A 12,235-nucleotide genomic window follows, 5' to 3' on the forward strand; every position below is an offset into this window, starting at 1 on the left:
TTCCCCCAACCAATATCACGAAGAAACACCATGAGCGATCAGGAAGTCATTTACGACGTCAAAAATTACGTTGCCACCATCACCATCAATCGGCCCAAGACGCTCAACGCTTTCACTGGTGACACCATCAAGGACATGGAGCGACTGCTGGCCCAGGCCGGCGACGATCCGAAGGTCGGCGTGATCGTGCTGACCGGTGCTGGCGAGCGCGCCTTTTGTGTCGGCGGTGATGTCAACTGGGAAAAGGGCGAAGGTGGCAAGAGCGGCCTGCAGGACCTGGAATTCAACTTCAACCGCCAGATCGCCGAATGTCCCAAGCCGGTGATCGCGCGCGTCAACGGCTATGCCATTGGTGCCGGTCACCACATTGCCTACTTTTGTGACTTCACGATTGCCGCCGAGCATGCGATCTTTGGTCAGAACGGGCCACGCGTCGGCTCACCGGCCGGTGGCTATATCGTCTCGCACGCGGCCAATGTGCTTGGCCACAAGCGGGCGCGCGAACTGTGGATGCTGTGCCGCCGCTACAGCGCGAAGCAGGCGTTCGACTGGGGTCTGGCCAACTCGGTGGTGCCCATGGCCCAACTCGACGAAGAGGTGCAGAAGTACTGCGACGAATTGCTGTCGCTGTCGCCGACCTGCCTGAAGATTGTCAAGCGTTCGTTCTACCACCACATGGCCCCGATCATGGGCAAGGACATGAACGACCTGATCCAGGAAGTGGCACCTAACTATTTCAGTACCGGCGAGCAGCAGGAAGGGGCCAGCGCCTTTCTTGAGAAGCGCAAGCCCGACTTCAGCAAATTCCGCTAACCGGTAACCTTTGTCCTGCGCGGCTCGGCGGGGAACTTTTAGAGACTGAAAATGATGAACCAAGAACGTTACCCCGAGTTGCGTGCCGCGCTGCGCGATCTTTTCAAACGCTTCCCTGACGAGTACTTTCGCAAGATTGACGATGCCCGTGCTTACCCCGAGGCGTGTGTGGACGCGCTGACCAGGGCCGGCTGGCTGGCGGTGATGATTCCGCAGGAGTACGGCGGAGCTGGCTTGGGTCTGGCCGAAGCCTCGGTGGTGATGGAAGAGGTCAACCGCTGCGGCGGCAATGCCGGCGCCTGTCACGGCCAGATGTACAACATGGGCACCTTGCTGCGCCATGGCTCGGACGAGCAAAAGCGCCGCTACCTGCCAAAAATCGCGAGCGGCGATCTGCGCCTGCAGTCCATGGGCGTGACCGAGCCAACCACAGGCACCGACACCACCAAGATCAAGACCACCGCAGTCAAGCAGGGCGACCGCTATGTGGTCAATGGCCAGAAGGTCTGGATCTCGCGGATTCAGCACTCCGATCTGATGATTTTGCTGGCACGCACCACCCCGCTCAAGGATGTGAAGCGCAAGTCAGAGGGCATGTCGATCTTTATCGTTGACCTGCACCAGGCCATTGGCCAGGGCATGACTGTGAACCCGATCCGCAACATGGTCAACCACGAGACCAATGAGCTGTTCTTCGACAACCTCGAAATCCCGGCCGAGAACCTGATCGGCGAGGAGGGCAAAGGTTTCAAGTACATCCTGGACGGCCTGAACGCCGAGCGCACGCTGATTGCCGCCGAGTGCATTGGCGACGCCCGCTGGTTCGTCGAGCGCAGCGCCCGCTATGCCCGCGAGCGCCGCGTGTTTGACCGCCCGATTGGGCAGAACCAGGGCGTGCAGTTTCCCTTGGCCGAGGCCCACATCGAGACCGAAGCCGCTGACCTGATGCGCTGGCGTGCCTGCGAGCTGTTTGACGCCCACCAACCGTGTGGCGCAGAGGCCAATATGGCCAAGTACCTGGCCGCCAAAGCCTCCTGGGAGGCGGCCAACACCGCCATTCAGACCCATGGCGGCTTTGGCTTTGCCTGCGAATACGACATCGAGCGCAAGTTCCGCGAAACCCGGCTGTACCAAGTGGCGCCGATCTCCACCAACCTGATTCTGAGTTACGTGGCCGAGCATGTGCTCGAGTTGCCGCGCTCATTCTGAAAGAAATTGCCATGCGTCCATTGGAAGGAATGCTGATTGTCACGCTGGAGCACGCGATTGCCGCGCCGTTCTGCACCCGCCAGTTGGCCGATCTCGGCGCGCGCGTCATCAAGGTCGAGCGTCCGGGCGAGGGCGACTTCGCCCGCGCCTACGACAGCCGGGCCCACGGCTCGGCTTCCCACTTCGTCTGGTGCAACCGCTCCAAGGAAAGCCTGACGCTCGACCTCAAACACCCGGCCGCACGCGCCGTACTGCAAAAGCTGGTGGAGCGCGCCGACGTGCTGGTGCAGAATCTGGCGCCCGGTGCTGCCGCGCGCATGGGACTGGACCATGCCAGCCTGGCGCCGGTCAACCCGCGCATCGTGGTGTGCGACATCTCGGGCTACGGCGACGGCGGCCCCTACACCGCGAAAAAGGCCTATGACCTGCTGATCCAGAGCGAAGCCGGTTTTGTGTCGGTGACCGGCACGCCGGAGACGCCATCCAAGGCCGGGCTGTCGATTGCCGACATCGCCGCTGGCATGTACGCCTACAGCAGCGTGCTGGCCGCTTTGCTGGAGCGCGGGCGCACGGGGCGTGGCCAGCGGCTCGAAATCTCCATGCTCGAAGCCATGTCCGAATGGATGGGCTTCCCGCTCTACTACACGCTGGATGGCCAGCCGCCGCCGCTGCGTGCCGGCGCCTCGCACGCCGCCATTTACCCCTACGGCCCTTTTACCTGCGGCGACGGCAAGCAGGTGGTGCTGGCGGTGCAGCACGACCGCGAATGGGCCACCTTCTGCAACCAGGTGTTGCAATTGCCCGAGCTGACCGCACAGTACCTGGGCAACGCCAACCGGCTGGCCCAGCGCGAGAAACTGCGCGGCATCATCGAAGGTGTCTGCGCCACCCTGACCGCGGCGCAACTGGTGGCGCGGCTGGAGGCGGCGCAAATCGCCAACGGCCAGCTCAACGAGATGGCCGACCTGTGGAAGCACCCGCAACTCGCGGCGCGTGGGCGCTGGACCGAGATCGGTTCGCCAGGCGGCACGCTGCCGGCGCTGTACCCGCCGCACCACGTCCAGGGCAGCGAGCCGCCGCCGCCCATGGGGCCGGTGCCTGCGCTGGGTCAGCACACCGAAGCCATCCTGACCGAGCTCGGCTACGGCGAGACTGACATCGCCCGGCTGCGTGCAGACCAAGCCATCTGACTGCGAGATCGATGCCATGACCCCAGATACAAACCCGAGCGCGACGCTGGCTGCCTTTGCCGCCGATCTGTCATTCGACACCATTCCGGCGCCGGTGCTGCGCCGAACCGAAGACCTGTTCCTCGACTGGTACGCCTCCGCGTTGGCGGGCAAGGGCGCCCGGCCGGTCGAGGCCATCGAAGCCTATGCCCGCACCATGGGGCCGGCCTCCGGCCGCGCCGAGGTGCTGATCTCGCGCCGCACCACCTCGCCCCATTTCGCTGCGATGGTCAACGCGGCCGCCTCGCATTTCGCCGAGCAGGATGACGTCCACAACGGCTCGGTGTTTCATCCCGCAGCCGTCGTGTTCCCGGCGGCGCTGGCCATCGCGCAGGACATCGGTGCCAGCGGCCGCGAGTTCCTGGCCGCCGTAGTGGCGGGCTATGAAGTCGGCATTCGGGTGGGCGAGTTCCTGGGCCGCTCGCACTACCGCATCTTTCACACCACGGCCACCGCCGGCACGCTGGCCGCCGCTGCGGCGGCCGGACGGCTGCTCAAGCTCGATGCGACCACCATGCTGCATGCCTTCGGCAGCGCCGGCACACAAGCCGCCGGGCTGTGGGAGTTTTTGCGCGACGCCGCCGACTCCAAGCAACTGCACACCGCGCATGCGGCGTCCAGCGGCTTGGCTTGCGCCTACTTGGCGCGCGAGGGGCTGACCGGCGCGCGCCAGATTCTGGAAGGCGCGCAAGGCATGGCTGCGGGCATGTCGAACGACGCCGATCCGGCGCGCCTGACCGACCGCCTGGGCCAGCGCTGGGCCACGGCGGAAACCTCGTTCAAATACCACGCCTCGTGCCGCCACACCCACCCCAGCGCCGACGCGCTGCTGGCGCTGATGCAGACGCATGGGCTCAAGGCCGACGATATTGCCGCGGTGACCACCCATGTGCACCAGGGCGCCATCGACGTGCTGGGCCGCGTCACCGTGCCCGCCACCGTGCACCAGGCCAAATTCTCAATGGGCACGGTGCTGGCGCTGGCCGCCGAATACGGCTTTGCCGGGCTGAATGAATTTGAAGCGCATTACCTCGCGCCGCGCGTGGCCGCCTTGCGCGACCGCGTGACGATGCAGCTCGACGCCGAGGTCGATAAGGCCTACCCGCAGCGCTGGATCGGCAAGGTAACGGTGAGCACGCGCGATGGCCACACCTTTGGCGCGCGGGTCGATGAGCCCAAAGGCGACCCTGGCAACACCCTGACACGTGCCGAGCTGGAAGACAAGGCGCAGCGCCTGGCGGCCTACGGCAAGGGGGCCACGCCTGCAGAGGTGGAGGCACTGATCGCGCGCGTCTGGGCGGTCGCCGAGGCGCCGCACATCGAGCGCTGGTTGGCGGCATGAGCATGGCGACCAGCACCCCCGGCCTCCATGTCCTTCCGCGTGCCTATCTTTTTGTGCCCGCAGACAGGCCTGAGCGTTTTGCCAAGGCGCGCGCCAGCGGCGCCGACGCGGTGATTGTTGATCTGGAAGACGCGGTTGCCCCCGAGGCGAAGGCGAGCGCACGCGACGCGTTGGCGGCGGCGCTTGATGCGTCGGCACCGCTGGTTGTGCGCATCAATGCCGCTGGCACGCCCTGGTTTGAAGACGATCTCGAACTGTGTCGCCATCCTGGTGTGGCGGCGGTGATGCTGCCCAAGGCCGAGGGTATCGATGCCGTGTGCACCGTGGTCGAGATCACCTATAAGGACGTGTTGCCGATCATCGAGTCGGCGCGCGGACTTAGGGAAATCCACAGCATTGCGAGCGTGCCGGGCGTGATCCGCCTGGCTTTTGGCAGCGTCGATCTGGCGCTCGATCTGGGCATTGACTGTGCGCCCGATGGCGCGGAGTCAGAGCTGCTGGCTTTCCGCTCACAAGTGGTGCTGGCCTCGCGGCTGGCCGGGCTGGCCGCGCCAGTTGATGGTGTCAGCACCGCGATCGAGGACCTGCAACGCTTGCAGGCGGACACTGAACGCTCACGTCGACTCGGCTTTGGTGCCAAGCTGTGCATCCACCCGAAGCAGCTTGCCATCGTCCAGGCGGTGTTCACGCCGACCCCCGAACGGCTTGACTGGGCGCGCCGCGTCTGCAAAGCATTTGAAACGGCGGGTGGTTCCGCTGTGGCGGTTGACAGCCAGATGGTCGATCTGCCGGTGTACCAGCGTGCACAAGCCGTGCTGCGCGACGCGGGTCTGAGCGCCTGATTTTTTAACCCACTCCAATCGACTGGAATTCCTTATGACTCGCAAAGCCAAACCCATCCGCTCCGACATTGCCTGGAGTACCCCCGACCGCATCGAGGTGCACGGCAAGAGTCTGCCTGACGAAATCCTCGGCCATCTCAACCTGGGTGATATGGCCTTCTTGCAGATCGTCGGGCGCATGCCAACGCAGCAGGAGTCCAACGTCTTCAACGCCATCGCGGTGACGCTGGTCGAGCACGGCATCACGCCCAGTGCGCTGGTCGCGCGACTGACCTACGCCGGTGCGCCCGAATCGCTGCAGGCCGCCGTGGCGGCCGGATTGTGCGGTCTGGGCAGCGTGTTCGTCGGCAGCACCGAAGGCACCGCCAAAATGCTGTACGAGGCCCTGCCACCCGAAACGAAAGGAGCTGATCTGGAGCGCATCGCTTGCGACACCGTGGCAGCCTTTCGCGCGCGCGGCCAGATCATTCCGGGGCTCGGCCATCCGCTGCACAAGCCGGTCGATCCGCGTGCCCCGCGCCTGTTCCAGATCGCCAAGGACAATGGCTTTTCAGGCGACTACATCCGGCTCGAACAACTGATCTGCGCCGAGGCCGAACGCGTCGCTGGCAAGTCGCTTCCCGTCAACGCGACCGGCGCCATCGGCGCCATCAGCTGCGAGCTCGGGCTACCATGGAAAATTGTGCGCGGCATCGGCGTCCTGGCGCGTGCCATCGGGCTGGTGGGACACATCCTGGAAGAGAGCAAGAACCCGATGGCGGTCGAGATCTGGCAGCGGGTCGAAGACGAGGCCACCCAGCACATCAGACCACAAGGCGCCTGAAGCGCTGTGGCTGGCCTTGCAGGCACGATGCGCCCGCGTCGACCTATCGATTGAATTTTTCTGGACACCACTGGAGTATTGCGCAATGAATGACACGATCCTGAGAGAAGAACCCATCCACTGGGTGCAATCACCCCCGCAGCCTGCCGAGGCATCGAGCGTGGGAACCTTGTCGGTCGAGGCCCGCCAGCAGGCCTGGCCGGTGGCCGAGGTGCAGGCCCTGCTGGACCTGTCATTCCCTGAGCTGATGCACCGCGCGCAGACCGTGCACCGCGAGCACCACGACCCCACCGAGATGGAGCTGGCCACGCTGCTGTCCATCAAGACCGGCGGCTGCCCGGAGGACTGCGGCTATTGCCCGCAGTCGGTGCACCACGAGACCGGCGTGCCCGCCACCAAGATGATGACGCCCGAGGAAGTGCGCGAGGCCGTGCTCGGCGCCAAGGCGGCCGGCGCCTCGCGCTTCTGCATGGGTGCCGCCTGGCGAGCGCCCAACGACCGCGACCTGGAAAAGGTCGAGGAGTTGGTGCGCGTGATCAAGGACGAGGGCCTGGAGGCCTGCTGCACCCTGGGCATGCTCACGGGCGACCAGGCGCAACGCCTCAAGGGCGCTGGTCTGGACTACTACAACCACAACCTGGACACCGCGCCCGAGCTGTACGGCGACATCATCACCACCCGCGACTACCAGGACCGGCTGGACACGCTGGGCCACGTGCGCGGGGCCGGCATCCACGTCTGCAGCGGCGGCATCGTGGGCATGGGCGAGTCCCGCGCCGGGCGCGCCGGCCTGATCGCGCAACTGGCCAACCTGGCACCGTACCCCGAGTCGGTGCCGATCAACCACCTGGTCAAGGTGCCCGGCACGCCGCTGGCCGACGAGCCCGACCTCGACCCGCTGGAGTTCGTGCGCACCGTGGCGGTGGCCCGCATCACCATGCCCAGGGCCAAGGTGCGCCTGTCGGCCGGGCGCCGGCAGATGGACGAATCGACCCAGGTGCTGTGCTTCCTGGCCGGCGCCAACTCCATCTTCTACGGTGACAAGCTGCTGGTGACCGGCAATCCCGACGTGGAAGCCGACCAGGACCTGCTGGCCCGCACGGGCATGCACACCACGCGGGCGCACGCCTGACCTTGGCCCTGTCGATGGCCGAGGCTCCCTCCGTTCAAGCAAATCCCCTATGTTCCGCACCCTGCTGAAATCCAAAATCCACCGCGCCACCGTCACCCACTGCGAGCTGCACTATGAAGGCTCTTGCGGCATCGACGAAGACCTGCTGGAGGCGAGCAACATCCGCCCCAACGAACAGGTTCACATCTGGAACGTCAACAACGGCGAACGGTTCATCACCTACGCCATCAGGTCGCCGCGCGGCAGCGGCATCATTTCGCTCAACGGCTCGGCCGCCCGGCGCGCCAGCGTGGGCGACCTGGTGATCATCGCGGCCTTCGGCATGGTGCACGAAGACAAGCTCGACGAGGCCGTGCCCCAGCTGGTGTTCCCCGACGCTGCCAACCGCATCGTCGAGACCCGCAGCGAGCCCGCAGGTCCGCAGGCCGGCGACCCGGTCATCCTGCCCCCGGGCGCCGAGCTTTGACGCAGCCCGTGTCGGCCAACGCCGCCTGGCGCCAGCGCAGCCCTGGTGGGTCAACCTGTTCGGCCACAACCACCCCGCGATCCGCGCTGCGCTGATCGACCAGCTGCACACACTGGGCCACGTGATGCTTGCAGGCTTCACCCACGGGCCAGTGGTTGAACTCTCCGAACGCCTGGCCGCGCGCACCGGCCTGGGCCACGCCTTCTACGGCAGCGACGGTGCCAGTGCCACGGAGTTCGCGCTGAAGATGAGCGCCCACCACTGGCGCAATGCGGGCCGGGCAGGCAAGTGCCGGTTTGTCAGTGTCGCCGGGGGCTACCACGGAGAGACGGTGGGCGCGCTGGCCGTGACCGACATCGCGCTGTTCCGTGAAGCCTACGCGCCGCTGGTGCGCATGGCCGCCACCGTGCCCAGCCCCGACGCCAGGCAGGCCGCGCCCGGCGACACCCCGGCCGACGTGGCTGAGGGGGCCGCCGCCTCTCTGGGCGACTGGCTGGCCGAACACGCGCACGAGACCGCTGCGGTGATCATCGAGCCGCTGATCCAGTGCGCCGCCGGCAAGGCCATGCACGACCCGCTGTACCTGAAACGTGAAACGCGCGCGTGAGCTTTGCGACCGGCACCAGGTGCACCTGGTGCTCGACGAAATCGCGGTCGGCTTCGGCCGCACCGGCACACTGTTCGCGCACGAGCAGGCGGGCATCCGCCCCGACTTTCTCTGCATCTCCAAGGGCCTGACCGGCGGCACGCTGCCACTGTCGGTGGTGCTCACCACCGACGCGGTCTATGCCGCCTTCTACGACGACGAGGTGGCGCGCGGCTTCCTGCATTCGCACAGCTACACCTGCAACCCGCTGGCCTGCCGCGCCGCGCTGGCCACGCTGGACCTCTTCGCGCAGACCGACGCGCTGCGCCAGAACCTGGGCACCAGCGAGCGGCTGGCCGCGCAGTTCGCGCCGATCTCCAAGCACCCGCGTGTGCGCTTCGATCGACGCAAGGGCATGGTCTTCGCGTGGCACGTGCTCAGCACGCCTGCCCGACTTCGGCCACCGCTATGCCTGCCGCGCGCTGGCGCAGGGGCTGCTGCTGCGCCCCATCGGCCACACGATCTACGCCATCTTATCGACGATGCCCTGGTGCGACAGTAGTGGTCACGCCACCTCCAAATCCACCATCGCCTCGATGCACAGGTTGCGTTCGTACAGCAGCAACGCGCGGATCGCGCGCAGCCTGACCGCCAGGCACGAGGCGTCGGGAGCGAAAGCCAGCTCTTCGGTCAGCGCCGAGGTGCTGTCTGCCAGGGCCTCACGATGCCGCCCCGCCTTGAACAGCAAGGCGGAAAAGATCACCCGCACCCACATGTGGCCGAAAGGCGAAGGAGCCTCCCCGAACTTCACTTGCACCTCGCGCAAGGACTGGGGGGCCTCGGTGAAACGTCAATTGCATTTGTGCGCATAGGCCAGAACCGTTTGTGCGGCGCCATAGTGGAATGGGTCCTGATCTTGTGCCTGCCGGCCAATGGCGCACAAAGACCTGGCATAGCGGCGCAAAAAAGCATCATGGGACGACGACGTTGTCCAAGGGCCTGCAACAACGCCAGCAAGCCGCTATCGACCACCGCCGCCGCGTCAATGGCCGCCATCGCGACCGGCTCCGACGGGCCTCCGACCGCATTCAACAAGGAGCGAACAAAGAACACCTGGTCGCGCCAGGAAGCATCGAGTCCCACCCACACGGGGTCTGCGTCTTTGCAAGCGCGAAACCATCCGCCCATCAATGTCGTCTTGCCATAGCCGACCGGCGCAACGATGGCCACGCTCCGATCATGCATGGACAAGGGCGCAATCGCCCGCCGCGCCACTGTGGCCGTCGTCAGGTCAGGAGGAGCCCCCTCGACTGCCGCCTGGGAGGACGGCGCAGCAAGCTGCGGCCACCGAAATCCCGCGTTGGGTTGGGTCGTGTCCTCAGACACTCAGAAGGCGCACGACGACGCTGCTTCACGCTGGAGGTCCGGCCGCCCGGAATCGCGGCAGCGACACACCAACACCGACGGGTTCGCAAACCAACTCGACAGCCATGTCGAAAGTGACTGCTGAAGGGTCTGCGCCGATGAAGGAGCTGATCATCCACGGACCTTCTTCGAGTTCGACCAGCAGCACCGCATAGGGCGTGTCCTGTTTGAAAGCCGGGCCGGGCGCCCGGTGAACCACGCTGAACGAATGCACCTTGGCGCGACCGCTGGCGGCGCGGTGCTCTAGGCGCTCGCTACCGCACTCACGGCAGATCGCCTGTTGGTAGAGCTGCACGTGGCCGCACGCTGGGCAGTGCTGCAGCAGCAGCTTGCCCTCCTGAATGCCGCGCCAATAGATGTCCGAATCTGCATCCGGCATCGGCTGTGGCTTGAGGTGGGCGTCTTTGAGGTTGATCACAGCGTGGCCTCCGTTCCCAGGATGGTGGTGGCGTTGGTCGCAAAACCGGCGCCCAGGCTATGCACCAGGCCAAGTTCAGCGCCCGCGACCTGGCGTTCACCGCAGCTTCCGCGCAGCTGGTTGACGACCTCGTAGAAATGAAACAGCGAGCCCGGCATGCCCGAGTGCGCGAACGACAGCAGGCCGCCATGGGTGTTGCAGGGGATGGCTCCGCCGTAGGTGATCTGCCCGTCCTCGACGAAGCGCCCACCCTCGCCCTTGGGGCAGAAACCGAGGTCCTCCAGCATCATGATCACCGTGCCGGTGAAGCAGTCATAGACGCCGGCCACGTCGATGTCCTTCGGCCTGCAGCCCGCCATGTCGTAGGCCCTGGCACTCGACTGCACCGCGCCCGTGGTGGTCAGCGAGGGCATCAGGAAGATGTGCTCGTGCGTGTAGCATTCGCCGCCGCCGAGGATGTAGATGGGCTTGGCAATTCCCAGCGCCCTGGCGCGCTCGGCCGAGGTGACGATGAAGGCTGCTGCGCCGTCGGAGATGAGCGAGCAGTCAAGCTTGTGGTAGGGCGTTGTCACCCAGCCGGAATTCAGCACGTCATCGACGCTCAGCGGATCGGTCATCTGCGCCCCCGGCGTGCGGCGTGCGTGTTCGCGGTGGATCACCGCCACCTTGGCAAATTGCTCGGAGGTGGTGCCGAACTCCTTCATGTGGCGATGCGCTGTCATGGCGAAGGTGTTGGCCACGGGAATGCCGAAGGGCATTTCGTATTGCTGGTCCCGGCTTTCGGTCATCGAGCGCAGGGCCAGGTCGGGCGACAGACCGGTCAGCAAGCTGTCGCCGCCCACCACCAGAACGGTCTCGGCCAGGCCGCCAGCAATGGCGGCGGCGGCGATGTTGAACAGGGTGGCCGCCGTGGCGCCGGAGACCTGCATCGTGTTGGAGAACGTCGGCTGGATGCCGAGGTACTCACTGAAGGCTACGCTGAATCGGTGAAACGGCGAGGCGAAGGCGGAGCTGGAAAGCACGCCATCGACCTCGTGCTTGCCGATGCCGGCATCGGCAAGCGCCTTGCCTGCTGCGTCGGCGGCCAGCGCGAGCGCGCTCTTGCCCGGCACGCGGCCGACGGCCGAAATGCCGGCGCCGATGATCGCGGTTTTACCGCGAAGCGTGTGCGAAGATGATACGGATTTGATGTTTGCCATGAGAGTCCTCGTTCAGCGTGCGGTGTCGAAGCCATGGAAGCTGGCAAGCGTCTCCACATCGGTTCGTTCGGTAATGAAGGCGTTCTCCGGGGCCGACAGATCCTCGTGCCCGAGGGCGATGCCGCAGGCGAGGATTTCGTGGTCACTGATCGGCAACTGGGCGCGCGCCACCTTGTGGAACCAAGCAAACGCGGCCTGCGCACAGGTGTGCAGTCCCTGCGCACGCGCGGCCACCATGATGTTCTGGATGAACATGCCCAGGTCCATGAAGCTGCCAGTGTTCAAACGGCGGTCGAGCGTGACGAGCAGCCCCACCGGCGCGTCGAAGAACGTGTAGTTGCGCAGCATCTGCCGCTCGCGTGCCGCCGCGTCGTCGCGGGCGATGCCCAGGCTGGCATACAAACCGAAACCGCAGCGACGCCGGCGCTCCAGATAAGGCTCGACCCAGGTCGTGGGGTAATACGCGTACTCGGGCTGATGCCGGTCAGGCTCGTGCGTGGCCGCCTCAATGAAGGCATCACACAGGCGCTGCCGGGCCTCACCCGCCACCGCATACACCTTCCACGGCTGCACGTTGTTGCCACTCGGGGCACGCGCCGCCACGCTCAGAATGTGCTGCACCACCGAGGAAGGAACGGAGGCAGGTAGAAACCGCCTGACCGATTTTCGGCTGCGAATCGCTTCGTCGACATGCACGGATAGACCGCCTTTCTGACTACGTAGAGCTGCGGAGAAGAAACGACGCGGTGAG

12 protein-coding genes and 1 pseudogene are annotated in these 12,235 nt (G+C 65.6%); 9 read left to right on the forward strand and 4 right to left on the reverse strand.

Annotated elements, in window-relative coordinates:
- The first annotated feature begins 30 nt into the window (after window positions 1–30).
- The 9 genes and pseudogenes from ABSY19_RS20920 to ABSY19_RS20960 all read left to right on the forward strand — a co-directional run.
- Window positions 31–813 carry an enoyl-CoA hydratase-related protein gene (locus ABSY19_RS20920; RefSeq protein WP_056278424.1) on the forward strand — a complete coding sequence of 261 codons (783 nt, stop codon included), beginning with the start codon at window positions 31–33 and terminating at the stop codon, window positions 811–813.
- Between the two features lie 51 nt (window positions 814–864).
- Entirely contained in the window at window positions 865–2,022 is a 1,158-nt protein-coding gene (locus tag ABSY19_RS20925; protein WP_056278421.1) for an acyl-CoA dehydrogenase family protein, read from the forward strand.
- Window positions 2,023–2,033: 11 nt separating this feature from the next.
- Window positions 2,034–3,212, forward strand: coding sequence for a CaiB/BaiF CoA transferase family protein (locus ABSY19_RS20930; protein WP_382155603.1), 1,179 nt, complete (start codon window positions 2,034–2,036; stop codon window positions 3,210–3,212).
- Window positions 3,213–3,228: 16 nt separating this feature from the next.
- The gene (locus ABSY19_RS20935) at window positions 3,229–4,593 is read left to right on the forward strand and encodes an MmgE/PrpD family protein (RefSeq protein WP_056278598.1); all 1,365 of its coding nucleotides are present in this window, start codon (window positions 3,229–3,231) and stop codon (window positions 4,591–4,593) included.
- Between the two features lie 2 nt (window positions 4,594–4,595).
- Window positions 4,596–5,435, forward strand: a complete 840-nt coding sequence (locus tag ABSY19_RS20940) for a CoA ester lyase (RefSeq protein ID WP_069047326.1) — start codon at window positions 4,596–4,598, stop codon at window positions 5,433–5,435.
- 34 nt (window positions 5,436–5,469) lie between these two features.
- The gene (locus ABSY19_RS20945; protein WP_069047325.1) at window positions 5,470–6,258 is read left to right on the forward strand and encodes a citryl-CoA lyase; all 789 of its coding nucleotides are present in this window, start codon (window positions 5,470–5,472) and stop codon (window positions 6,256–6,258) included.
- Between the two features lie 85 nt (window positions 6,259–6,343).
- Complete coding sequence (gene bioB, locus ABSY19_RS20950) at window positions 6,344–7,390, forward strand: biotin synthase BioB (RefSeq protein WP_236944072.1); 1,047 nt, start codon at window positions 6,344–6,346, stop codon at window positions 7,388–7,390.
- A 49-nt stretch (window positions 7,391–7,439) separates the two neighbouring features.
- Window positions 7,440–7,856, forward strand: coding sequence for an aspartate 1-decarboxylase (panD, locus tag ABSY19_RS20955; protein ID WP_069047324.1), 417 nt, complete (start codon window positions 7,440–7,442; stop codon window positions 7,854–7,856).
- A gap of 25 nt (window positions 7,857–7,881) precedes the next feature.
- Window positions 7,882–8,975: pseudogene (locus tag ABSY19_RS20960) on the forward strand (aminotransferase class III-fold pyridoxal phosphate-dependent enzyme); the annotation flags it as partial.
- Window positions 8,976–9,007: 32 nt separating this feature from the next.
- Here the strand turns inward: ABSY19_RS20960 and ABSY19_RS20965 are convergent.
- The 4 genes from ABSY19_RS20965 to ABSY19_RS20980 form a co-directional block, all read right to left on the reverse strand.
- Entirely contained in the window at window positions 9,008–9,268 is a 261-nt protein-coding gene (locus tag ABSY19_RS20965; protein ID WP_236944226.1) for a hypothetical protein, read from the reverse strand.
- A gap of 585 nt (window positions 9,269–9,853) precedes the next feature.
- Complete coding sequence (locus tag ABSY19_RS20970) at window positions 9,854–10,285, reverse strand: Zn-ribbon domain-containing OB-fold protein (protein ID WP_083239972.1); 432 nt, start codon at window positions 10,283–10,285, stop codon at window positions 9,854–9,856.
- Window positions 10,282–11,484 carry a thiolase gene (locus ABSY19_RS20975; protein ID WP_069047323.1) on the reverse strand — a complete coding sequence of 401 codons (1,203 nt, stop codon included), beginning with the start codon at window positions 11,482–11,484 and terminating at the stop codon, window positions 10,282–10,284. Before ABSY19_RS20975 ends, ABSY19_RS20970 begins: the two co-directional genes overlap by 4 nt.
- Before the next feature lie 12 nt (window positions 11,485–11,496).
- Window positions 11,497–12,180, reverse strand: a complete 684-nt coding sequence (locus ABSY19_RS20980) for a nitroreductase (RefSeq protein ID WP_069047322.1) — start codon at window positions 12,178–12,180, stop codon at window positions 11,497–11,499.
- Window positions 12,181–12,235: the final 55 nt, after the last annotated feature.

Origin of the sequence: Hydrogenophaga sp. ANAO-22 (genome assembly GCF_042466645.1) — a bacterium.
In the GTDB taxonomy this organism is placed as follows: domain Bacteria; phylum Pseudomonadota; class Gammaproteobacteria; order Burkholderiales; family Burkholderiaceae_C; genus Hydrogenophaga.

What these genes read in the sequence shown, in the direction of transcription:
- ABSY19_RS20975 (WP_069047323.1), bottom strand. Translation starts at nt 11,484, where the DNA reads ATGGCAAACATCAAATCCGTATCATCTTCGCACACGCTTCGCGGTAAA.
- bioB (WP_236944072.1), top strand. Translation starts at nt 6,344, where the DNA reads ATGAATGACACGATCCTGAGAGAAGAACCCATCCACTGGGTGCAATCA.
- ABSY19_RS20945 (WP_069047325.1), top strand. Translation starts at nt 5,470, where the DNA reads ATGACTCGCAAAGCCAAACCCATCCGCTCCGACATTGCCTGGAGTACC.
- ABSY19_RS20920 (WP_056278424.1), top strand. Translation starts at nt 31, where the DNA reads ATGAGCGATCAGGAAGTCATTTACGACGTCAAAAATTACGTTGCCACC.
- ABSY19_RS20935 (WP_056278598.1), top strand. Translation starts at nt 3,229, where the DNA reads ATGACCCCAGATACAAACCCGAGCGCGACGCTGGCTGCCTTTGCCGCC.
- ABSY19_RS20930 (WP_382155603.1), top strand. Translation starts at nt 2,034, where the DNA reads ATGCGTCCATTGGAAGGAATGCTGATTGTCACGCTGGAGCACGCGATT.
- panD (WP_069047324.1), top strand. Translation starts at nt 7,440, where the DNA reads ATGTTCCGCACCCTGCTGAAATCCAAAATCCACCGCGCCACCGTCACC.
- ABSY19_RS20925 (WP_056278421.1), top strand. Translation starts at nt 865, where the DNA reads ATGATGAACCAAGAACGTTACCCCGAGTTGCGTGCCGCGCTGCGCGAT.
- ABSY19_RS20940 (WP_069047326.1), top strand. Translation starts at nt 4,596, where the DNA reads ATGGCGACCAGCACCCCCGGCCTCCATGTCCTTCCGCGTGCCTATCTT.